This window comes from Marinifilum fragile (genome assembly GCF_963677365.1).
Taxonomy (GTDB): domain Bacteria; phylum Bacteroidota; class Bacteroidia; order Bacteroidales; family Marinifilaceae; genus Marinifilum; species Marinifilum fragile.
The window spans coordinates 3,750,033-3,773,864 of sequence record NZ_OY781962.1 but is presented as its reverse complement, the minus strand read 5'-3'; the positions used below and the strand labels follow the sequence as shown (position 1 = coordinate 3,773,864).

18 protein-coding genes are annotated in these 23,832 nt (G+C 34.9%); 8 read left to right on the top strand and 10 right to left on the bottom strand.

Translation table 11 applies throughout. The features are described 5' to 3' along the window. Nucleotides 1-291: 291 nt before the first annotated feature. Genes ACKPCA_RS15050 through ACKPCA_RS15035 form a run of 4 tightly spaced genes read right to left on the bottom strand, consistent with a single transcriptional unit; the run spans nucleotide 292 to nucleotide 6,858 of the window. Nucleotides 292-3,729, bottom strand: a complete 3,438-nt coding sequence (locus ACKPCA_RS15050) for an efflux RND transporter permease subunit (RefSeq protein ID WP_321279852.1) — start codon at nucleotides 3,727-3,729, stop codon at nucleotides 292-294. A 10-nt stretch (nucleotides 3,730-3,739) separates the two neighbouring features. Then, on the bottom strand, nucleotides 3,740-4,861 hold the full coding sequence (locus ACKPCA_RS15045) for an efflux RND transporter periplasmic adaptor subunit (RefSeq protein ID WP_321279851.1): 1,122 nt from the start codon (nucleotides 4,859-4,861) through the stop codon (nucleotides 3,740-3,742). Nucleotides 4,862-4,892: 31 nt separating this feature from the next. Then, entirely contained in the window at nucleotides 4,893-6,239 is a 1,347-nt protein-coding gene (locus ACKPCA_RS15040) for a TolC family protein (protein ID WP_321279850.1), read from the bottom strand. Nucleotides 6,240-6,249: 10 nt separating this feature from the next. Further along, nucleotides 6,250-6,858 (bottom strand): TetR/AcrR family transcriptional regulator, encoded by a 609-nt coding sequence (locus ACKPCA_RS15035; protein ID WP_054721708.1) that lies wholly within the window; start codon nucleotides 6,856-6,858, stop codon nucleotides 6,250-6,252. 279 nt (nucleotides 6,859-7,137) lie between these two features. On the opposite strand from ACKPCA_RS15035, the gene ACKPCA_RS15030 reads away from it, so the two are divergent. Next, complete coding sequence (locus ACKPCA_RS15030; protein ID WP_321279848.1) at nucleotides 7,138-7,998, top strand: hypothetical protein; 861 nt, start codon at nucleotides 7,138-7,140, stop codon at nucleotides 7,996-7,998. 27 nt (nucleotides 7,999-8,025) lie between these two features. Here ACKPCA_RS15030 and ACKPCA_RS15025 read toward each other — a convergent pair whose 3' ends face one another. Then, nucleotides 8,026-9,684, bottom strand: a complete 1,659-nt coding sequence (locus ACKPCA_RS15025; protein ID WP_321279847.1) for an AMP-binding protein — start codon at nucleotides 9,682-9,684, stop codon at nucleotides 8,026-8,028. 256 nt (nucleotides 9,685-9,940) lie between these two features. Then, a complete protein-coding gene (locus ACKPCA_RS15020; protein WP_321279845.1) occupies nucleotides 9,941-10,327 on the bottom strand; it encodes an HU family DNA-binding protein in 387 nt (128 codons plus the stop codon). Nucleotides 10,328-10,877: 550 nt separating this feature from the next. Here ACKPCA_RS15020 and asnS point away from each other — a divergent pair. The 3 genes from asnS (at nucleotide 10,878) to ACKPCA_RS15005 (ending at nucleotide 15,008) form a co-directional block, all read left to right on the top strand. Next, nucleotides 10,878-12,323, top strand: a complete 1,446-nt coding sequence (gene asnS / locus ACKPCA_RS15015; protein WP_321279843.1) for an asparagine--tRNA ligase — start codon at nucleotides 10,878-10,880, stop codon at nucleotides 12,321-12,323. Between the two features lie 494 nt (nucleotides 12,324-12,817). After that, nucleotides 12,818-14,272, top strand: a complete 1,455-nt coding sequence (gene rpoN / locus ACKPCA_RS15010; RefSeq protein ID WP_321279842.1) for an RNA polymerase factor sigma-54 — start codon at nucleotides 12,818-12,820, stop codon at nucleotides 14,270-14,272. Between the two features lie 124 nt (nucleotides 14,273-14,396). Continuing rightward, on the top strand, nucleotides 14,397-15,008 hold the full coding sequence (locus ACKPCA_RS15005) for a hypothetical protein (RefSeq protein WP_321279841.1): 612 nt from the start codon (nucleotides 14,397-14,399) through the stop codon (nucleotides 15,006-15,008). Here ACKPCA_RS15005 and ACKPCA_RS15000 read toward each other — a convergent pair. After that, the gene (locus tag ACKPCA_RS15000) at nucleotides 15,002-15,421 is read right to left on the bottom strand and encodes an SPOR domain-containing protein (protein ID WP_321279840.1); all 420 of its coding nucleotides are present in this window, start codon (nucleotides 15,419-15,421) and stop codon (nucleotides 15,002-15,004) included. The two genes, ACKPCA_RS15005 and ACKPCA_RS15000, sit on opposite strands and share 7 nt — an antisense overlap. Before the next feature lie 10 nt (nucleotides 15,422-15,431). Then, nucleotides 15,432-15,854, bottom strand: coding sequence for an SPOR domain-containing protein (locus ACKPCA_RS14995; RefSeq protein WP_083464730.1), 423 nt, complete (start codon nucleotides 15,852-15,854; stop codon nucleotides 15,432-15,434). A 211-nt stretch (nucleotides 15,855-16,065) separates the two neighbouring features. On the opposite strand from ACKPCA_RS14995, the gene ACKPCA_RS14990 reads away from it, so the two are divergent. Together ACKPCA_RS14990 and ACKPCA_RS14985 are read left to right on the top strand one after the other, a co-directional pair. Further along, nucleotides 16,066-16,449, top strand: coding sequence for a methylglyoxal synthase (locus ACKPCA_RS14990; RefSeq protein ID WP_054721724.1), 384 nt, complete (start codon nucleotides 16,066-16,068; stop codon nucleotides 16,447-16,449). A gap of 97 nt (nucleotides 16,450-16,546) precedes the next feature. Then, the gene (locus ACKPCA_RS14985; protein ID WP_321279838.1) at nucleotides 16,547-18,850 is read left to right on the top strand and encodes an inorganic phosphate transporter; all 2,304 of its coding nucleotides are present in this window, start codon (nucleotides 16,547-16,549) and stop codon (nucleotides 18,848-18,850) included. Nucleotides 18,851-18,922: 72 nt separating this feature from the next. Here ACKPCA_RS14985 and ACKPCA_RS14980 read toward each other — a convergent pair whose 3' ends face one another. Both ACKPCA_RS14980 and ACKPCA_RS14975 read right to left on the bottom strand, forming a co-directional pair. After that, on the bottom strand, nucleotides 18,923-19,609 hold the full coding sequence (locus tag ACKPCA_RS14980) for an SIR2 family NAD-dependent protein deacylase (protein WP_321279836.1): 687 nt from the start codon (nucleotides 19,607-19,609) through the stop codon (nucleotides 18,923-18,925). Between the two features lie 10 nt (nucleotides 19,610-19,619). Beyond that, nucleotides 19,620-20,468 (bottom strand): hypothetical protein, encoded by an 849-nt coding sequence (locus ACKPCA_RS14975; protein WP_321279834.1) that lies wholly within the window; start codon nucleotides 20,466-20,468, stop codon nucleotides 19,620-19,622. Nucleotides 20,469-20,649: 181 nt separating this feature from the next. Here ACKPCA_RS14975 and dnaG point away from each other — a divergent pair, with 181 nt between their 5' ends. Both dnaG and ACKPCA_RS14965 read left to right on the top strand, forming a co-directional pair. Next, nucleotides 20,650-22,605: a DNA primase gene (dnaG, locus tag ACKPCA_RS14970; protein ID WP_321279832.1), complete on the top strand. Its 1,956-nt coding sequence runs from the start codon at nucleotides 20,650-20,652 to the stop codon at nucleotides 22,603-22,605. Between the two features lie 63 nt (nucleotides 22,606-22,668). Then, nucleotides 22,669-23,193, top strand: coding sequence for a pyridoxamine 5'-phosphate oxidase family protein (locus tag ACKPCA_RS14965; protein ID WP_321279831.1), 525 nt, complete (start codon nucleotides 22,669-22,671; stop codon nucleotides 23,191-23,193). Nucleotides 23,194-23,832: the final 639 nt, after the last annotated feature.

The window sequence follows — 23,832 nt, the reverse complement described above, 5'->3', positions numbered from 1 at the left end:
AATCAGTTTGGTTCATTTTATTTACTTTTGATTTTTGTGGATAAACAAATCATATTTAATGATGAAAAAATCATTTTAATTTTTAATAAATAATTGTATAAAATTGGTTAAATCAGCATGTTATCAATTATGGTTTAAGATACATGAAGATAATGAATGTAAACGAAATATGACAAATGTTTTTTTCAAACAACACATATTGTTTATATGAAATAGATCTGAAATATCATGATTATTAGGATAATAAAAAAGCCGACTAATTGTCGGCTTTCCTATTTTTGTTGTATATGTTTATTTCTTTGAGAAATAGTCATAAAATCGATGTTCAATTTGTGTTGAAAGTCGGAACATCACAGGTGCAATTACCAATGTTAAGAAAGTTGCAACGGTTAGTCCAAATATCACAGTCCATGACATCGGTCCCCAAAAGGCAGTACTATCACTACCAAACGAAAGGTGTGGATTAAATTCGCTCAATAGAGAGAAAAAGTCGAAGTTCATTCCAACAGCAAGTGGTAATAAGCCAAGTACCGTAGTAATTGCAGTTAACAATACCGGACGTAAACGTGTTTTACCTGCTTTTGCGATACAATCAATCTCTTCTGGTGAACTCAGATACTTTCTATCACTCATATCGGTTTCCTTAATCTTTCTTTTTCTAAGCAAATCAATATAATCGACCAGAACAATACCATTATTTACTACAATACCAGCAAGGGATATAATACCAATTCCTGTCATTAGAATTACAAATGGCATTTGGAAAATACCCAAACCTAAGAAAACACCAATTGTACTAAATAGTACTGTAATCATGATAATAAGTGGCTTAATTGCAGAATTAAACTGAGAAACCAAAATTAAAGTAATTAAGGCCAATGCAATCATAAGTGCCTGAGTAAGGAATGCCTGAGTTTCCTCTTGTTCTTCCTGCTCTCCTGTAAGTTTATAAGAATAACCTTTTGGCATTTCGAAATCGGCCAACAATTCTCTTACCCTTGTGTTTATGATATTAGCATTAAATCCTTCCTTTACGTTTGAGTATATGGTAACAACACGTGTGTTTTCGATACGATTAATTCTTTCATAGGTTGAACCGTAAGAGTAATCAGCAACCGCCGAAATTGGAACTTGTACCATTTCGTTACTAATTGGACTCATCACACTTATTTTCTGATTCATTAATGCTGGTACATCATATCGATATTTGTCATTCAATCGAAGCATGATATCATATTCATCTTCACCATCTTTAAATTTAGATACCTCCAAACCATAAAGAGAGTTACGTAAGGCTCTTGCAACCTGGTTTGTAGATAATCCAAATCGACGAACTTTATCGCGATCGATATTAATTAGCATTTCAGGTTTACCTTGATCCAAATCTAACTTCAACTCTTCAATTCCTGGAATTCTATCATCATCAATTAATTGCTTAACGCGATTTGCCTGAATCAATAAATCCTCAAAGTCATCTCCCGAAACCTCAATATTGACAGGATATCCAACCGGAGGTCCCTGATCATCTTTTTCCACGAAAATTTTAGCACCAACAAAACCTTCAAAATTTGCAGTCAATTCCTGCATAATCTCAGAAGTGCTAATGCCGCCACGATCTTTAAATTCCACAAATGAAATTGTGGTTAATGATTTGTTTGCTGCACGACTTGATTCAAACATTCCACCTTTACCAGAACCAACGTTGGTTGATTTCGATCGGATGATGTCCTCATATGGTTCCATGGTTTTATTCACAATTACCTCAACACGTTTTGTAAGCTCATTTGTTTTGTGAATATCGGTTCCCAATGGCAATTCCATGGTTACATAAATGGATTTTGGATCATTATCCGGGAAGAAAACGAATAAAGGTTTTGTGCTAAAGTAGAATACAATTGATAGAATCATCAGAACAAATGTTCCTACAAAGAACAAAAGTGGCCTAATTCCTTTTAATGCAAATCGCAGTGTTTTCTCGTACCTGTTTTCAAGTATTACCAGTAATTTGGTTTGAAACCAGCGAGCAAATGGTTTTAAAGCAACCAGGTTGAACAATACAATAACACCAATAAGCATCAAAAGATTGGCAATAAAGAAGCTTTCTATTGTACCAAATATCTTCATTAAATAAAATGGCATTGATACAACTAGAAATGAAGTTCCAATTAGGATGAATTTCTTCTTGTTCATTTTTTTATTTACATCATCTAACTTCACAAAAGTCGCAGTAAATACTGGGTTAAGAATCAGTGCAACAAACAATGAAGACGACAATACAATAATCAATGTAATTGGAAGGTATTTCATAAACTCACCCATGATTCCACCCCATAAAAGCAATGGGAAGAATGCAGCCAAGGTAGTTGCTGTTGATGAAATGATAGGACCTGCAATTTCACTAACACCTTTTTTGGTTGCTTCCAATTTCGATAAACCCTCTTCGTGCAGGCGGTATACGTTTTCGACTACCACAATGGCATTATCAACAAGCATACCTAGTGCCAAAATCAAAGAGAACAATACCATTTGATTTACCGTGTAACCAATTTGGTTTAGGATGATGAAGGAAATTAACATTGACATAGGAATTGCCAAACCAGAGAACAATGCATTTCTTAATCCCATGAAAAGATAAAGAACAATTATTACAAGTAGCATACCCATGATGATAGAGTTCTCCAAATCGGCAACCTGACCGCGAACATCTTCAGAGGTATCATCTGTTACGGTTACGATTAATCCCCTTGGAAGTGAACCATTTTCTTTTTCCTCACCAATAATTTTGTAGATGGCATCGGTTGCTGCCAATAAGTTCTCACCAGATTTTTTAGTAATCGACAAAGAAACTACAGGTTGATTATTTAATCTCGAAATGGAAGATAGTTCTTCATAAGCATCTTCAACTTCTGCAACATCTTTCAAATAAACCACTCTACCATTAGAAACTTTAACAATTGTGTTTTCAATTTGTTTCATGCTGGTATAATCGGCACTTGTACGTATACTTCTTCTGGTATTATCAGTAATTAATGTACCAGCACTAACCGTTACATTTTCATCGCTAATTGCCAATTCGATATCATGGAAAGTAACACCGTTTGCTTCCATTTTGTGCAAATCGGCATTGATTTTAATTTCTCTTTCGTCAATTCCTTTGATATCTGCCTCTGAAACTTCAGGAAGAGTTTCAAATTTATCTTGTAATTCTTCTGCAAACTCTTTTAAATCTTCCAATCCAAAATCACCCGAAAGGTTTACGTTTAGGATTGGGAAATCTGCAAAATCAACATCTTCAACAATTGGATCTGTATCCAAATCATCAGGCAGTTCACTTAAAGATTTGTCAACCTTGTCTTTGGTGTCTTGAAGAGCTTGCTTAACAGGTACATCTGTGTTAAACTCTACCACAATTAAACTCATGTCTTCGTAAGAAGCCGAACTTAATTTCTTAACTCCTTTTAATGATTTTAATTCCTTCTCAATAGGCCTGGTAACCAGGTTTTCAATATCGATAGGAGAGTTTCCCGGATAAGGAGTTGTAATCATGATATTTGGTATCACAACTTCAGGGAAATATTCTCTTGGCATGCTTTGGTACGAGAACCATCCAAAAAATATAAGAATGAAGGTCAGAATAAAAATGGAGTTTTTATTCTTTAACGCACCAAATGTGGGTTTAAACTCCCGCTGAACTTGCTCGGCAGGAGTATTATCTTTTATATGATCCATTTTCTGCGAATTACTTTGTGCTAATTAGTGTTCCGTTTACAACTTGTGAATAACCTTCTGTAATGATTTTATCACCTAATTGAATTCCTGATTCGATTAAAGAAAGGTTGTTGTAGGTTTTCGATATTTGGATGTAAGTTTTTTGGGCAATCAAATTTTTACCCTCTTTTTTAGCAAGGTACAGATAGCTGCCTTCAAAATCTTTCTTCACAATAATAGATGGAACTACAATGGCATTGTCAATTTCGAAATCTTTAATTTTAAGAACAGAAATAAGGTTTGGCTTAATTTTATGTCCTGGATTGTTCAAATTGACACGAACTTTAAAACTTCTATTTCCAGGATCGATAATATTTGATGTACGATAAATCGATGCATTGGTACGAAAATCGATGGCTGGAAATTCCAATTCAGCTTTTTCCCCAGCTTTAATATAGTTCAGGTAAGTTTCAGCAACATCAGCTTCAACATATACTTGATCGATATTTACTAATTGAGCAAAAGGAATGGTTGGCCCTGCCAACTCACCTTTCTTTTGGTGAATTTCATCGATAATACCATTAAAAGGAGCAGTAATAATTGCCATATCTTTCTGAGCTTCTAAAGCTTTTCGTTTGCTTTCCAAAGCCTCTTTATTGGCTTTTGCCTCCAAGTATTCAACTTCCGAACCAATTTTTTGATTCCAAAGTCTTTCTTGTCTTTCAAATAGAATTGTAGATAACTTCAGATTGGTTTTTACTTCATCAATGCTTCTTTGAATCTGAGCAGTATTTAATTTTCCAATTACATCACCTTTTTTTACTTTTTGCCCTTCAATCACATCAATGGAAATGATATTACCATTGGTTTCAGGAGTAATTGTGATATTCTTGTCGGCTTCAACATTACCAGTTACCTGTATAAAATGCTCGAACTTAGAATTTGTGATTTCTGTAACAGCTACACTTATTGCTTCATCGGTATTGCTTTCACTCTTAATTTCTTTTTCAAGTGCAGAGATTTTCTTTTTTAAAGCAGAAAATTCCGTTTTATATTTTTTCAATTGATCTTCCTTGCTCAATTCATTGTCTGCATTCTTGGCAGAACATGCAAATAGTAGAGGAATAATTGCTGCAATTAATATTTTTTTCATCTGTTTATGGTTTTTGTAGGATGTTTCTTAATTATAATTTTCCAAGAGCCTTATCAAAAGCAATTTTCGTACTCAGCAATCCAAGTGTTGAATCAATGTAATTCGAATGTGCATCCAGGTACTGCTTTTCATTTTCCGATAATTCCGTGCTAGTCGAAATCCCTTCGTTGAATTTGATAATGGTTTTGTCGTATATTCTTTTTGCGATATTTACAGCTTCCAAGTTGTTTTCGTAGGTTTCCTGAGCATTTAGCAAATTCGAAAATGATAAGCTCAAATCCTTTTTTAGGTTTTGTTCTGTACTGGCCATATCATTTTCAATTTTCATATATTCAATTTTTTGCTGCTTTACCTTTGATCTTTTTTGGCCGGCTGAAAAAATCGGCATACTTAAACGTAAACCAATAACTGAAGATTTAAACCATGGAACTTCTGATTTAAATACGTTTCGGAAATCCGTACTTGTATTTTTCCCATAATTATAAAAAGCAGATATGGTTGGTAAATACTGAGCTTGCTCATTTCGAATCAGCAACTTTTGCGATTTTAATTGTGTCTCTAAAATTCTGTAATCAATATGAGAAGAAAAGTCATAACTACTTACTTCAGGAGTTGTTGAACGAATTGGATCCACAAGGTTTTCAAGATTGTTGCCTAATTCAATTTTTTTCTCAATATCCATTCCCATGGTATATTTAAGAACAGTTAAAGAAGTAGAAATAGCCCTTTTTGCATCTGACAATTGAGTTTTGTTTCGATTCAGATTCAATTTGATCTGATCTACATCCAATTCTTCACGAAAACCATTTTCCCAATAGGCTTTGGTTTCATTCAGTAACTTTTCATTGATGGCCAGATTTTCTTTAACGGTTTTGTAATTGTCTTTGGCAACCAAAACGGCATAATAAGCCTGAGCAACTGCATCTTTAATTTCAATTTCCGTTTTCTCTTTCTGATCTTTTGAAAGTTGTACGAAAACTTTAGCTGCCATTGTACCCACAATATACGAGCCGTCAAAAATTTTCTGATTCACGCTAATTGAAGCGGTACTTCCATATTGCTGACCAAATTTTACAGGAGTATAACTTCCGGGTTCACCACCAAAAAATTCAGCAGGTAATAAAGACACAGCTACATCCAAATTGTTACTATAGTCTGCAGAAAAATCTACCTGTGGTAACCCATCGGAAATGGTTTCCCACACCTTTTTTCTGGCTACCTGTAGGTCATAATCGGTCCCCTTTACCGTATATGAGTTTTCCAAAGCGTATTCCTGTGCTTCGGCAAGAGTGAAATTTACTTTGTCTTCAGTTTGAGCTTGTGTGGGATAACTGAACACAAGAAAAATCACTACAAATGATAGTAGGATGTTTTTCATTATTTCTGATCTATTTAAAATTATTTTTAACGTATTCCATTCCTTTAATTGTACAAACGCCATGTAAATGGTAAAGCCCGAGTTCTCGGTGATACTCAATATTTGAGATATCTTCTTTTTCGAGTATAAGAGTATCTGATTCTGCCATATTCATATAAAAGCGAGCCATGGTTTTGCTAATCCATTCTACATTGATTTCTGGTCGAAACAAACCTTCCTGTATTCCCTTTTCCAGGTTTTGAGACAATTCATTTTGAAAGGTTGTAAGTTTTGTTAGATGAAACTTGTTCCACAACTTTGGATAATATTTTCGCAAGTCATAGCGCATAGATTCACATGAATTTGCTATCTGATTTACAATAAACTTGTAAAATTCTATGTATTGATCAATTGCATTTAAATGGCTGATTTCCTCTGATTGAAATGAAAAAAGAGGATGGTTGATTTGCCACTCTATCGCCTGTTCAACCAAATCATTTTTGTTTTTGAAATGCTGGTAAATGGTTTTTTTTGAGATGCCAAGTTTGCTGGCAATATCATCCATGGTTACACTTTTTATTCCAAATTGAAAGAACAGTTCCCAACTAATTTCAATTATATCTACCTTCTGATTTTTCATCTTGCAAAGATAATCACTTAACACTAAGGAAACTTTAAAAGTACTTAAAGTTTCCAGTAGTTTCTGTTAAATTTTGTTAACATTCAGCATTTCAGTATATCAAAGCGATTTTTGGGATAAAAATAGAACTTGGAAAATGCATATTATGTCATAATTAGGTAATTGTTTCAATTTTATCGGTAAGTGGTATTTTTTATTCGGTTTTAACATTTTCCAAAAATTATTTCGATTTTATAATAAATTGAAGAATTTTACGCTTACTATTTAAAGCTATAACCTATGAGAAAGTTAATTTTTTTATTCCTGGTAAGTACTTTCTATATATCAGCGGCATATGCTCAGGTGCCGTTAGTTGGAGGAGAGAGAATTGATTATTACAGTTCCTGGACAGATAGAGGTGCAAAGGTTGTTCCAATGGGCGAAATACACTTAAGTGTTTTGGCCAAAAGTAGGTATGGTAATTATCCCAAAACTGAATTGAACTCGGAATTATTACTTTTTCCATTGGCACCAAATATTGGATTTAAACATCAATGGTTTGGGAAGAATACCATTTTATCGAGTCAGCATACCTTCTATTATCCTACTTTAGGACTAAAATGGGCAAAAAGTTTAGGTTTTAAGGATCAGATACCCAAAACTGCCGATATTCCGCATATTTTCACATTTAGAAATGAATTGATATTAAGTCGAATACTTAACCCACAACCTGAAGATTGTTTTATTCGTACACCAGATTTGGTATTAACAGCTCGTGTTGGTTTTGATTTCTCTTTGAAAACTGGCGATGATAATTTTCCAAAGTTGGATTATTATTTCCTGTATCAACGATCGGCTTCCTACTATGATGACCAAAAAGTATATTTTGCAGGTTTAGAGTTGGCAGGAAATATTTATCGAAATTTTAACTTTTCAATTTCGGCCGACTATTACAATATCGATTTTGGTGGAGAATATGCAATAGAGAGTCAAGGGAAAATACATTGGCATAGAGATAGTAAGTTTTCAGTATCGGCAGGATACAAAACTTACTATTTAAATAACGATACAAAAACACAATTGTTCTTAATGCCTGTAGTTGATTTGGTATTCAAATTAAATCATCGCACAAAATTGCAAAGAGGATTGCTTAAAAAATAAGCCGATCTAAACAGATCGGCTTTCTTTTTACTCGCGATACAAATTTGTATACAAGTATCGTTTAATATTTCGCTTAGGAGTTTTCTTAAATTCTTCAGGGAACAGTATGATTCTCGAAACCTTCATGTAAGCAGGCAAAGACTTGTTAATAATCTGCTTGTCTTTATCTAAAGCTTGTTGAATTTCATCTTTGTTCAATCCTTCTGCATCACAAGCTTCATAATCCGGATAGATTAAGGCAATAAGCTTGTGATCTTTATCATCGGTAACTATGGATTCCTGAACAAATGGCATATTATTCAAAGCCGCTTCAATTTCTTCAGGGTAAATGTTCTGCCCCGATGGTCCTAAAAGCATGTTTTTACTTCTACCACGTATATATATTGTATCATCGGCATCGATAATTCCCAAATCGCCGGTGCGTAGCCATCCATCTTCGGTCATGGCTTCGGCGGTAGCTTCAGGATTTTTGTAATAGCCTTTCATTACATTGTCACCTTTCACCTGAATTTCACCTACAACCTTATACGGATCCTCTGAATCGATTCGCACTTGCATGCGATCAACCACCTTACCACATGAATGAGATCGAAATTTTTGTGTAGGACTGTAACTAATTAACGGACCACATTCTGTCATTCCATATCCAACAGTGAAAGGGAATTCGATTTTCTTCAGGAAATCTTCAACTTCTTTGTTTAAAGCAGCACCACCAATAATTACCTCAATAAAATTACCTCCAAAGGTTTCGATCAGTGAGGTTCTGATTTTCTTATAGATTTTCTTCTCCAACAGAGGAATCTTAAGCATTAGTTTTACCCTGCGGCTTTCCAGTACTGGAAGAATTCTTTTCTTGTAGATTTTCTCCATAATCAGTGGAACCAAACAAATCAGTTTAGGTTTTACATCCTGAAAAGCTTTGGTAATGATTTGTGGAGTAGGAACACGCGATAAAAATACCACATGGCATCCACAGCAAAACTCGGTTAAGAATTCGAACAAACAACCAAAAACGTGAGCCAAAGGCAGAAAAGAAACTACTGTATCTTGTGGGTTCAAATCAATATGATCAAAACCTATTTTTACGTTTGAGTATAAACTTTTAAAAGGCAACATTACACCTTTCGAGAATCCGGAAGTACCCGAAGTATAGGAAAGAACCGCAATGTCATCCTTTTTAGGATCGGCAAAGTTTAATTTATCCTTACTTACCTCTATTTCCTTCGATTTCTTATTTGCTTTTTCTATCGCCTTATTTAGTTTATCGCATGAAGAGCAAAGAGGTTCAAATTCTCCAAGAGAAATGATCCCCATCAACTTTTTCATTTTATCATCATCAATTTTATTGAAAATGTTCTCGGTGGCAAAAAGCAATTTCGACTCAGAGTGAGTAACAATATGGTGAATGTCACTTGAATTAAAATCAGGCAGAATAGGAACGATAACCGCACCATAAGTAAGGGTGCCCAAATAGGTAACAGCCCAGTTGTTTAGGTTACGACCAATAACTGCAACCTTATCGCCTTTTTTAATTCCGAGTTCTTTAAACAGAAAGTGCATCCATTGAATTCTTTGGGCTACTTCCTGAAATGTAATCGTGTCTTTTTGGTAGTTTGTAAACGCTGGGTGTTCCCAGTTTTTTTGAATCGTTTCCTGAATGGAACTGACTAACTTATTTTGAATCATTGATTTACTTTGATTGATGCAAACGCTAAAGTTAATAATCTCGTTAAAAAATCATAAACCCCAAATATGATATTTTATAATTCTGACACTAAGATTTCAGAAAATCAGTTATTTACACAATTGTAAAAAATCTTGAAAAAAATATTTATTTGATCCCTAATCGAACTAGTGGCTTCCAAATAAGCTTATAAATTTCTTTCTAGTATTGTATTTTATCGAAATTTTAAAAGCATAGATTATTCACAATTAACACGCTCTATTCAATTTTTGTGAAATGCAGATTTTGTAATTCCTTTTTCATTCTTACACTAGGGCGAAAAGCCATTCTTACTCCTTTAATATTGTGCCTGCCTAATTTTTCAGGTGTTTCGGCTCCTTCAGATTGAATATGTAGTGAGAATGTACCCAAATCGCCAAGTTCTATACTACAGTTGCTTTTTAAATTTTGGGAAATGAGAATGACAAATGCCTCCAGTACGCCAACAACATCGGCTGTACTGTGTGTTGAAAACAAGGAAATTTGCTCAGCAATATCTCGAATATCTTTTTTAATTCGCTTGGTAACTCGTGGGTAGTAACAATTTACCTCTTCCTCTTTTTTACTGGGAGGTACAATTTTAACAGCTCGGTATTGAATAGTCATAGGTTTTAAAATTTAATTAGGTACAGATGAAATTGTTTTGATTTCCTGGTTAATAGCGCCTAAACAAGTTAATAATTTTATATCATGGTAAAAAATTTATTATACCATGGTCAAAATTAGAAATTACCATGGTTAAACTTTAAAGAAGAAGTTATGCCAATTTACTAATGTACTCTGGCTGAAAATGTCATAGCGAAAGACCTTCATATTTGGGTTTGTACAATCAATTGCGACTTAAAGTCATAGGATCGTTTAGAGTTCAATCAATATTTTCAATTGTTTTGATAATGATTTTTGGCAAGGAGTTGAAGTTCGATATCTGTACCTAGAATCTGTTTCGTCTTTTTTTCAATTAATTAGCACAGAGTAAACCGTATTGCAATCAATTTTTATATTTTTGTAGTTCGATTTTGCGCAAAGTGATTTTTTGATGCATTATCGTTCACAAATAGAAATATTTAGAATAAGTTATTCCTGTTTGAGAATGGGAATGGCTGAGAGCTGACAGCTTGTGCTGCCAGCTAAAAAGTCTCATTAAGTATTAATTAAAATGGAACAGAAAAGAATTAAGATCAAAGATCTGTTGGCTTCTGCAGAAGCAGGCAGTACGGTGAATGTGAAAGGATGGGTAAGAACAAAGCGCGGTAACAAGCAAATTAATTTTGTGGCTTTAAATGATGGTTCTACTATTCAAAATCTTCAGGTAGTTGTTGATGTTCCTAATTTTAATGAGGACTTGTTGAAAAAGATCACAACGGGTGCAGCCATTTCTGTTGATGGAGAAATTATTGAATCGCAAGGTAGTGGACAATCAGTTGAGATTGCTGCTAAAAATATTGAGGTATTAGGTGTTGCTGATCCTGAAAAGTATCCATTGCAACCTAAAAAACACTCTTTAGAGTTCTTAAGAGAAAAGGCGCACTTGCGTTTCCGTACCAATACATTTAGTGCAGTATTCCGTATTCGTCATGCAATGGCTTATGCTGTTCACGAGTTCTTTAACAAGAAAGGATTCTATTACATGCATACTCCATTAATTACAGGTTCGGATGCTGAAGGTGCTGGCGAAATGTTTAGAGTATCAACACTTGATCCTAAAAATCCACCTTTAAACGAGGATGGAACAATCAACTATAAAGAAGATTTCTTCGGAAAAGAAACCAATCTTACCGTTTCTGGTCAGCTAGAAGGTGAGTTGGGAGCTATGGCTTTGGGTGAAATTTACACTTTTGGTCCTACTTTCCGTGCCGAAAACTCAAATACAACTCGTCACTTGGCAGAGTTCTGGATGATTGAACCTGAAATGGCATTCTATGATATCAAAGATAACATGGATTTGGCTGAAGAATTCTTGAAGTATATGATTAAATATGCTTTAGATAATTGTATGGATGACCTTCAATTCTTAAGCAAACGCCTGCAAGAAGAAGAAAAAGGTTTGAAAGAGGAAGATCGTTCAATGGAGTTGATTGAGAAGTTGAACTTTGTATTGGAGAACGATTTTGTTCGTTTGACTTATACAGAAGCTATCGATATTCTTCGTAACTCTAAGCCAAACAAGAAGAAGAAATTCCAGTATTTGATTGACGGCTGGGGAGCTGATCTACAATCGGAGCACGAAAGATATTTGGTTGAGAAGAAATTCCAGAAGCCAGTGATCCTGATCGATTATCCTAAGGATATCAAGGCATTCTACATGAAGCAAAACGATGATGGAAAAACTGTTGCTGCTATGGATATCTTGTTCCCAGGTATTGGTGAAATTGTTGGTGGATCACAACGTGAGGAAGATCTTAACAAATTAATGACCAGAATGAAAGAAATGAATGTTCCTGCAGAAGATATGGATTGGTACTTGGATACTCGTCGTTTTGGATCTGCAACTCACTCTGGTTTCGGTCTTGGTTTCGAAAGAATGATGTTGTTTGTTACTGGTATGGGTAACATCCGCGACGTAATTCCTTTCCCAAGAACACCTAAGAATGCGGAATTTTAGTAGAGATGTAGCATGCTACGTCTTTACATGAAAATATATAAAGCCGTGTCACTAAAGTGATGCGGTTTTTTGTTTCACGCAAAGGGAGCAGAGATTTTAATTTAAAAGAACGCAAAGATTAAGATTGGTGTTTTGTAAATTAAGCACTAGCGGTACGTAATAGCCCAGAGAAATGAATTTTGGTTTCCTGCGACGAAAAAAGGTATACCTATATATGGTATTGCAAAATCTTAATACATCATGAAAATCATTTGCATTCATCTTAATCATCATATTTAATCTGATTCCTAATCAATAATCCAATAGGGGATTTATTAGTACCCCGAAATCAAGTTGAAACACGAAATTCATAAGATTAGAGGCAGATACCTGTGAGCTAAAAGCTGATTGCTATTTTCCTTTAATCTTTTTTAACCTTTTCGTTTTGGCTTGATATTTGTTAGTTCAGCGGAGATTATGTACCTTGCTTCGACTAAACCAGAACATGAAACAGAATGCTAAAGCAAAGTTTACAGCAAAAGTTATTACAAAAGTTATCGCCGCAGCAAATACAGGTGATAAAGCTGTTGGAACTTCCAACTTTGCAGCTTGAGGAGAGAATCAAGAAGGAGCTGGAAGAAAATCCGGTTCTTGAAGAAGGCGAAAAAGTAGAAGATTTTCAAGAGTCAGTTCAAACAGAAGATAGCAACGATCGTGATGCCGATAAAGAAGAATTTACTTTAGAGGATTATATGAACGAAGAGGATATACCTTCTTATAAATTATCGGCACAAAATTATTCCAAAGACGATAAGCACGAGGAAATTCCTTTTTCAGGAGGAACTACTTTCCACGAATTGTTGATTTCTCAATTGGGATTGAGAATATTGGAGCCTGAAAAAGCTGCATTAACCGAATATCTGATTGGGAATATTGATGAAGATGGTTACCTGAGAAGAGATATTGATAGTATTGTTGATGACTTGGCTTTCTCAACAGGAATCGAAACTTCGTTCGAAGAGTTGGTAGAGCTGCTTCGCGTAATTCAGGATTTCGATCCGGCAGGAGTAGGTGCGCGCGACTTGCAAGAATGTTTGTTGCTTCAGATATCCCGAAAGGGAAAACACAATCCTGATGTAAAGTTGGCTCATCTTATTTTGAAAAAGCATTTCGACGAATTTACCAAGAAGCATTACGATAAAATTCAGAAACGCGTTGGTGCCAATGATGAAGATTTCAAATGTGCAATTGATGAAATTTTGAAATTGAATCCAAAACCAGGAGGAGCTTTCAATAATCCGATGATTAAAGCATCGCCGACCATTATTCCTGATTTTATCCTGGAAGAGGAAGATGGTGATTTGCGATTAAGCCTAAATGCGCGTAATGTTCCTGAATTGCATGTTAGTCGCACCTATTCTGAAATGATTCAGGATTATGCTGGCAACAAAAAAAATCAAAGCAAAGAGCAGAAAGATGCAGTAATGTTCGTGAAACAGAAACTGGATTCTGCAAAATGGTTTATTGATGCCATTAAGCAACGCCAAAATACGCTGATGGTAACCATGAATGCAATTATTGAATTCCAGCGCGAGTATTTTATGGAAGGTGATGAGAGAAAATTGAAACCAATGATTTTGAAAGATATTGCTGATATCACAGGATTGGATATCTCAACCATTTCTCGTGTGTCGAATTCGAAATACATTCAAACACATTTTGGTATTTTTTCGTTAAAATATTTCTTTTCGGAGGGTTTGCAAACCGATACTGGTGAAGAAGTTTCTACTCGTGAAATCAAAAAGATTCTTCAGGAATGTATTGACAATGAGGATAAGAAAAAGCCATTGACCGATGATAAGTTGGCGGCCATTTTAAAGGAAAAATCCTACCAAATAGCACGTAGAACAGTGGCGAAATATCGTGAGCAATTGAATATTCCAGTGGCTCGTTTAAGAAAGGAATTGTAAGATCGAAGTATAGAAAAAGTATAATATTATCAGAGACTGCTGCAAAAAGAGTTATTTTTGCAGCTTTATTTTGTTTGATAAATAAGTAATAACATCATTTGTTTCCCAGCACAAAAGTAATAATATGAATCTTTCAAGAATAATTTCAGGAGTAGCGCATCCAATGTTAATGCCTTTGTATTCAATTTTTGTAATATTTCACTCAGGTACTTTTCTTGATTTTACTCCACCTCAATTGATTCGTGTTATATATCTGATAGTTGGAATTTCAACCATACTTCTTCCAATAAGCGTACTTCCTCTTTTAAAGGTCCAAAAATTTGTTTCGGATTATGGCTTAAGTGAAAGAAGAGAGAGACTAGTGCCATTGGCCTTTACCATTATTTTTTATTCTCTGGGGTTTTACCTTTTAATGAAATTTCCAATTACCAGAATTATTGCTCATCTGCAGTTAGCGGCAATTATTTCTATTGGTGTTATTGCTCTAATCTCAACCAAATGGAAAATTAGTATTCACATGGCTGGTATTGGCGGATTTATAGGAATGGTATTAAGTTTTACCATTCTTTATGCTGGTTCGTTAAGAGTATATTTTATTGCAGGAATTTTATTGGCAGGATTGTTGGGATACTCCCGATTAAAATTAAACCTGCACACTCCTTTACAGGTATATGCAGGTTTTATGCTAGGTTTGGTTGTTATCTTTTCAACAGTAATGCTTCTTCAACTTTATTGACGAAGCAACCACAAATCAGGTTTTTTATTCAGCTTTCTCAAGCGTTTCAATTCTTTTATTGCCGATTCTTTGTTATTAAATGATTGAAGCACTACTCGAAATTTTCCGTTATTTTCCAATACAATGGAAGGATAACCTTTTTGATACAATCTGTCTTTAAAGGCATCTGCCTGTTTTTGATAATTGTAGCTGGCTGCAACAATATGATAGTCGAAAATTTCACGGTTCTTGGCAATTTCAGCACTACTTAATTTAGGTTCTGGTTTTTCAGGCGGAGGTGTTAACTCCGGAACCTGTCTTTTAGCTGTTTGCTCAACAACATTGTCCTTACTAACAGTAGTAACCTTTTTCTCATCTTTACAGGATATCAGTAAAAGAAAAAGGGGAATGAATAGATAGCTTAGTTTTGCCATGTCCTAAAAATTATCGTTTGATATATAGCCAGGTGTCTTTGTGTTCTTCAGTTGTTCGAACAGATGCCAATTCCTGAAATGCTAGTTTTCTATCCGAAAAAGCTTTGTAAGAAACTCTGAAGAATCCATTTTTTGCATTATGAATGTCAGCAACATAGCCTTCCGTCTTTAATTTCGATTGAAGTTTCTCAGCATTAGCTCTGTTTTCAAAACTTGCAACAATTAAAAAGTACTTGTTTGGAACTTTTTCAACAACAGGTTCCAATTTTTTCTTTTCAACAGGTTTTGGAGTTGTTTTTTTAACCTCTTTCTTTGGGGCAACTTTTTTAGTTGTTTCTTTTTTTACTGGTTCTTTCGCCTCTTTCTTACAAGAACTTAAGCCAATTCCACATATTAGAACTGACAATAACAGTATTTTAGATAGGTAGTTCATATTGCTAGCATTAATATAATATTAACAAATTTACGATTTTATTACTGATTTGAAGAATACTTTGTTTATTTGTTGTACTAATCAGAAAAATACAAAAAACTTAATTGAATAGATAGAGTTCTTTTAACAAATGCGTTTTTTTTTGATTTCATACACTTGTACTACACTATAGATTTTAAGTATAAGATTAAAAATTAATAAGAGATTAGATATGGAAAGTAAAAAAACAATTGCCTTAGTTGCGCATAACGAAAAGAAGAGTGTGATGCTTGCATGGGTAAAAAGACATCTTGATGAATTGAAAAAACATAAGCTTATAGGAACCACAAATACGTCTGAAATATTGAACTCAGTGCTCGATCTTGAGGTTGAAGCTTTTGGTCATGGACCCAATGGTGGTGATATTTTATTGGCGGCTCAAATTCTGGAAGGAAAGGTTGATGAAGTAATATTTTTAATAGATGCCGAAACTCCTCATGGTCACGAACATGACATTCAAACGTTAATTAGAACATGTGTAATTAACAATGTTCCAATGGCTTTAAATGTTGCTACTGCAGATTATTTAGTTAAGCTTAACAAATCTGAAGAATAAAAAAAGTTAACACAGAGTTAACACAAACGTAATAAAAACGAAACATTTTAGTCTCCATGTGTTAGTATGTTTGCGATGAATTTACGAACTTAATAACATGGAGAACTTTTATTTACTAATTGTGGTAGTGCTATTTGCGCTAGCCATTAGCGATCTTATCGTGGGCGTGAGTAACGACGCCGTTAATTTCCTAAACTCAGCATTTGGCTCTAAGGCCGCCCCTCGTTGGGTAATTATGACTATTGCCAGTCTTGGGATTTTGATAGGAGCAACTTTCTCGAGTGGTATGATGGAGGTAGCCCGTAAAGGGATTTTTCACCCAGATCAATTCTACTTTGCAGAAATCATGATCATTTTTATTGCGGTAATGCTAACAGATATTATTCTGTTGGATTTTTACAACACCGTAGGTCTGCCAACTTCAACTACAGTATCCATTGTATTTGAGTTGCTTGGAGCTGCTGTTGCAGTTGCCGTGGTTAAGATTATGAACTCTGCCGATCAAAGTTTGCTTGATTTAGGAAGTTACATTAACTCAGCTAAAGCACTGGCAATTATTACTGGTATCCTGTTGAGTGTTGTTATCGCTTTCTTATCCGGTTCATTGGTGCAATGGGTAACACGATTGGTTTTCACGTACAAGTATGAGAAAACATTCAAGTATTTTGGTGCCATTTTTGGAGGTATTGCAATTACAGCAATTACTTACTTTATCCTGATTAAAGGTGCTAAAGGATCCTCTTTCATTACCAAAGACACTTTGGCTTGGATTAAATCCAACACTTTAACCATTCTTGCGGTTTCATTTGTTGGATGGACAATTTTATTGCAAGCTTTGGTTTTGTTTGTTCGTTTAAATATTCTTAAGGTAATTGTACTGGTTGGTACATTTGCTTTGGCAATGGCCTTTGCAGGTAACGACCTTGTAAACTTTATTGGTGTGCCATTGGCTGGTTTCAAATCGTTCCAGGCATTTGCAGCTAATCCAGGAACAGATCCTTATGGAATGACAATGGGTATTTTGAGTCAAAAAGTTCAAACGGAAACTTACCTACTGGTGATTGCTGGTATAGTAATGACCTTAACACTATGGTTGTCTAAAAAAGCAAGAACTGTTACCGAGACAGAAATTGGCTTGAGTAGTCAAAATGAAGGAGAAGAAAAATTTGGATCATCATTCTTTGCACGTTTATTAGTTCGTCGTTCATTATCAGCGAACAGCAATATTAAACGCATGATGCCGGCAGGAATTCAACAAGGAATTGCTAGTAGATTTGCTAAGCCTGAAGAAGTAGCCATTCCAGGAATAGATCCTAAGGATAAGCCTGCTTTCGATATGATTCGTGCATCGGTTAACCTTACCGTTGCTAGTATCCTGATTTCGATTGGTACTTCCTTGAAATTGCCATTGTCAACAACCTACGTGACATTTATGGTGGCTATGGGTACCTCATTATCAGACAGAGCTTGGGGTAGAGATTCTGCTGTTTACCGTATTACTGGTGTACTTACCGTAATTGGAGGATGGTTCTTTACTGCATTTAGTGCCTTTACTGCTGCATTTATTTTCGCGAACCTGATTAATTGGTTAGGAGGATTTGCTATCCTTGGATTGTTAACTCTTGCAGTAGTCTTCGTGGTTCGTTCTCACATGTTCCACAAGAAAAAGTCTCAGGCAAAAGAGCAACAAATCACAGAGGATGACGATACGATCATCATTAAGGGTGGAATTTTTGAGCAGCTAACTTTTGCAGTTTCTGGTATTACAGTTAAGATTCCTAATCTATATGGAAAAATCATTAACGGATTGGCTTTCGAAGAACGTTCTAAATTGAAGGAATGCAATAAAAAAGCAGGCAAGTTAGATAAGGAAGCGAAACAGATGAAAGATCAGGTGCCTATTATGATGAAGAAATTGAGTGAAGATAGTATCGCAACAGGTCCTTTCTACGTTCAGTTGATTGATTACTTACGTGAAATTGCGCACTCGATGAGCTTTATTGCTGGTCCAGCTTTCGATTACGTTGATAACAACCATAAAACTTTAATTAAGGAGCAGGTGAATGAATTAAATATCATTCAAACCAATCTTGATGATTTCTTCAGAACAATTAATCGCTTGTTGAAAGACAGCAATTACGAAACTGCTGAAATTGAAAGAGCCCTTGAAAAGCAAAAAGATTTGTTGAAATCTCTTCGCAAATTCAGAAAAGAGCAAATCAAGAGAATTAAAGCTGAAAAAGTTGGTACAAGAAATTCGGTTCTATACTTAGGTATCTTGAACGAAACCAAGAACCTTACTTTACATGCTGGAAATTTATTGAAAGCTTCAAGAGACTTCTCTGGTTTTAATGGAGAAGAGGTTGATTCAATGATCGAAGAAGAATCTATGGATGATTAATCTAAACCATTAATTATATAAGAAAGCCGGAATATTACATTCCGGCTTTTGCTTTTTATAATGGAGTTCAAATTATTCGAGTTCTAGAATCTCGAAGAGTTTTTCCATTCCTACACTTGCTATTTCTGTGATAAAAGCGATGTTTTTTTTGGAATGAATAGCAGGTTGATTTGGATCAATGATGTAAACAGGAGTATTGTTTGGTGCATAATCAATCAGTCCTGCAGCAGGATAAACATTTAGTGAAGTACCTATAATTAAGAAGATATCTGCTTGGGCTACTATTTCAGCAGCTTCGGATATAGCAGGAACACTTTCGCCAAACCACACAATGTGCGGACGAAGTGGAGATCCTTTCTCACATTTATCTTCTAAACCAAGCTCCCATTTATCAAGTTCATAAACCAGGCTTGAATCAACTGTACTGCGTGCTTTCTTCAATTCGCCATGCAAATGCAAAATTTTTGAGCTGCCAGCTCTTTCATGTAAATCATCAACATTTTGAGTTACAATGTGCACATCGAAGTGTTTTTCCAGCTTTTTTATTAGATGATGGCCTTGGTTGGGTTCACATTCAAACAATTGCTTTCTTCTTTCATTGTAAAATTGATGAACCAGCTTAGGGTTATTATTCCAGGCGGTAGGACTTGCAACTTCCATAACATCGTATTCTTTCCACAATCCTCCCATATCGCGAAAAGTTCTGATACCACTTTCGGCACTCATTCCTGCACCGCTTAATACAACTAGTTTTTTCATGAGTTTAGATTTATCGGGCTATTCGTTTAAAATCTTTTTCTAAAAATGAATCGCTTTGGTTCTTCTTGATCATGTGATAGTCAAAATAATAAAAATCAGAATCACTGGCGCCAACCAAAATCTTAAAACATCTGGCTTTTATTTTTGAGCTTTCTGGTCCTACTTTGTGCAGAAACACTACATTTTCTTTTTTACCATTAATTGCCTCTTCAACCTCTTCTTTTGTAACAATTTTTACCTTGCCGGGATAAATTTTTCGGATTTTAGCCAAACTATTCACCTCTTTTTGCAATTCTTCTTTAATAAGGTACAATGTTTTGCCTTGAAGCAGGGACGCATTTTTATTGTAGTATTTTAATACATTGGCCGATATAATTTCAGGATTTTTACTTACCAATTTCACATGATTTTGCATGAATCTGATGAAACAAGGCAGTTTGTAGGAATAAACATCTTCGTGAACATGTTTGTACGATAAGGGAACCGAGCACAAATCGGGCATGTTGGCTATTCTTTTTTCCTTACTACCCATAACCAGGCTTAGAAAGTTATACCTGGCTTTGGTTTTATCTTTATTAAAAGTAACAATGCTATTAATAATAAAGGAATATTTGGGATCGAAGCGTTTATTCTCGAACTCTTTATTCGAAATGAATCCATATTCAGTAATTGTCCAATTGTTTTTAATTACATCTTTTATCCTAAAGTTGTATTCGCTCATAGGATTATCATCTAAAACAATTAGGGTTTTGGTTTTTGCAAAAGCAGAATAATCTTCAATAGCTGGCAAATGTTCTTGTGCTTTACCAATAAAGCCTAAAAGGCAAATGAAAATTGTAAGTAGTAATGTTTGTTTCATTATTTCGATTTGTTAAAAATTCAATTTACGCATTATATATGTACTAGTTGAAAAAATAGGAATACTAAAGTACATGATTATAAAACTTGCTAGCCTTGATTATAGTGTGTTTGTTTTAATCAAATTTTAAAAGTTTTTAATCGGTGATCGAATATCAATCTTGTTTTCTATTTTTGTTCGTATGATTGATCAGTCTACGATATCAAGAATTTTTGATGCTGCAGAGATATCTGAAGTAGTTTCGGATTTTGTTACTCTTAAAAGAAGAGGTGTAAACTATTTGGGTTTATGTCCCTTTCATAATGAGAAAACACCGTCATTTACAGTATCTCCAGCAAAAGGTATATATAAATGTTTCGGATGTGGTAAAGGGGGAAACTCGGTAAACTTCATCATGGAGCATGAGCATCTCGATTATGTGGGTGCATTAAAATATTTGGCAAAAAAATACAATATCGATGTAATCGAACAGGAATTATCGCCAGAACAAGAGAAGCAAAAGAACGACAGGGAAAGTATGATGATTGTAAATTCTTTTGCCCAAAAAACTTTTACCCACAACTTGCACCAGCATCCGCAGGGAATGGCGGTTGGAATGAGTTATTTAAGAGAGCGTGGTTTTCGTGATGACATCATTAAAAAATTTCAGATAGGATTTTGTCTTGAAGAATGGGAGGCATTCTCAAAACAAGCCTTAGATAGTGGATACAAGAAGGAATATCTTGTAAAAACAGGTTTGAGTATCGATAAGGAGAATCGCTTAATTGACAGATTTAAGGGAAGGGTAATTTTCCCAATTCATGGAATTGCGGGAAGAGTATTGGCATTTGGGGGACGCACACTTCGAAATGATAAGAAAGTGGCCAAGTATCTGAATTCTCCAGAATCCGAAGTATATCACAAAAGTAGAGTACTGTATGGTATTTTTCAGGCAAAGAAATCAATTGTTCAAAACGACAAGTGCTTTTTGGTTGAAGGATATACTGATGTAATTTCTTTTCATCAGGCAGGAATCGAAAATGTTGTTGCATCTTCTGGTACTGCACTTACTCCAGATCAAATCAGGTTGATAAAAAGATTTACCAATAATGTTACCATTATTTATGATGGTGATGCGGCAGGGATAAAAGCATCTTTGCGAGGAATTGATTTGGTTTTGGAGCAGGAGGTAAATGCCAAAGTTTTGTTGTTGCCGGAAGGTGAAGATCCAGATTCTTTCTCGAAAACTATGGGAGCGACTGAGCTTACCAATTATATTGAGCAAAACGAAACAGACTTTATCGTTTTTAAAACAAATCTTCTTTTAAAAGATGCGCAGGATGATCCGGTAAAACGTGCAAACCTAATTATTGATATCGTTCGTTCCATTGCAATTATTCCCGATGCCATTGTGCGTTCGGTTTACGTAAGAGAATGTAGTGGTATTCTGAATGTAGATGAGCGAGTTTTATATACCGAGATTAATAAAATCATTCACAAGCGCAAGGAGGAAGCCTGGAAAAGAAATCAACGACCACATTTTGATGAACCTGAACCCGCTAAAAGAATGGCGGAGAATTCAGGTTTCCTAAGATCGGGCAACGAATGTGATCTGGAAGAGCGTGCATTGGTTCGCTTTCTTTTGAATTTTGGTACCGAAGTATTGTTTAGCGATAAAAATGAAAATGGGGAAGAGGTAATTACTCTGGTTGGTACATATATTATATCCGAATTGCAAAATGATGAACTGGAATCGATAAATCCATTGTATCAATTGGTTTTTGATCAATACGGTTCGAATATGAATAATCCAGAATTTAATGCAAAAACTTTTTTCCGTGATCATGCCAATGAAAAAGTAAGTCAGCTTGCCGCCGATATTTTAAGTGAACCTTACGAGGAAAGTAAAATTTGGACCAAAAATGGAAGTTTTGTAGAGTCTATAATTGAAAAATTAAAAGATTTGGTTCCAAAAATGGTGAACGAATACAAGGGCAAAAAGGTGAGAATCTTAATGAAGGAGGTTTTGGAGGAGATGCAAAAAGCCCAGGAAACGGGTAATGCTGATCGTATGATGGAACTGATGCAACAAAAAATGGTGCTTGATCAGATTAAAAATGCAATTTCAAAAGAATTGGGAAACCGAACAATACTTTAAACTAATACTAACCTAACTGTAATTGGTTTCCGCACTGCTTACAGAATACTTGATACTAAAAGAATGAAAACAATATTTATAGAAGACAAAACACAGATTGATGAGATCATTCGTTCGTGTGAAATCTGTAATCTTGGAGTTATTGATACTGAAAACAGACCATATGTTGTACCAATGAATTTTGGATACCATGATGGTTACATTTACATGCATGGTGCCGATTTTGGTAAGTTAATAGATGCAATGAAAGCAAACCCACAAGTTTGTGTTACTTTTTGTACGCCTGTAGAACTTGCTGCGCAAGATGCTCATATTGCTTGTAGTTACAGAATGAAGGGAAAAAGTGTGGTTGCCCGAGGTAAAATAGAGTTCATTACCGATTACGATAAAAAAGTTGATGCACTAAATATACTTATGGCACAATATACCGATCGTAAATTTACTTATAACTCTCCGGCTGTGAAGAATGTTGAAGTTTACCGATTAAAACCAGAAGAACTAACTGCAAAGGAATTTGGTGCTCCACATGGAAACAATTTCCCTTGGCAAGTTGAAAGGGATAGAAAAAAATCAATGAAAGACTTATAAATAAAGCATGCCTTCTCCTAAGAGAGGGCTTTTTTAATAAACCTTAACAAATGTTTTAAGAGCTTAACCAAAATGAATGCTACTTTTGAAGCGACATATTTAAGCAGTTAAAAATTCGGTTAGAAACGAAAACTAAGGTTGGAACCATCTCAAAAGTTTCAGCCTTTCTTTTTCTCCAAATTTTTTCTCACGGGTTATGAGGAAGTTAGGTTGGTGTAAAGAAAAAGTTTGCATTTTGGATTTGGAAAGTAGAAAAAGTATGTGTTATCTTTGCAGCCGCTTTACAAGGGTAAGGTGATAGAGAAGACATGATGGAAAGGGTGGTTTATCCACGGTTTTGGTTAATGTTTTTTCATTTTGAAATTTTTAAGATTTTTTTTCGAAAGTATTTGGAATTGTAAAAATAAAGTGTTTATCTTTGCAGCCGCTTTTGATGGGGATAAGATTCTTTGGAGCACTAGTATCTATGAGGCTTTCGAAGGGATTAAATCTTAAAAAAGTTTTAAAAATGACTTGCAATTTTAGATAAAAAGTATTTATCTTTGCAGCCGCTTCTCAAACGGGAGGAGTTTAGAAAAAGTTTTGGGAGTGAGTTGATGATTTGATGGAAATCACGGCTGAAAAAAACTTCAAAAATAT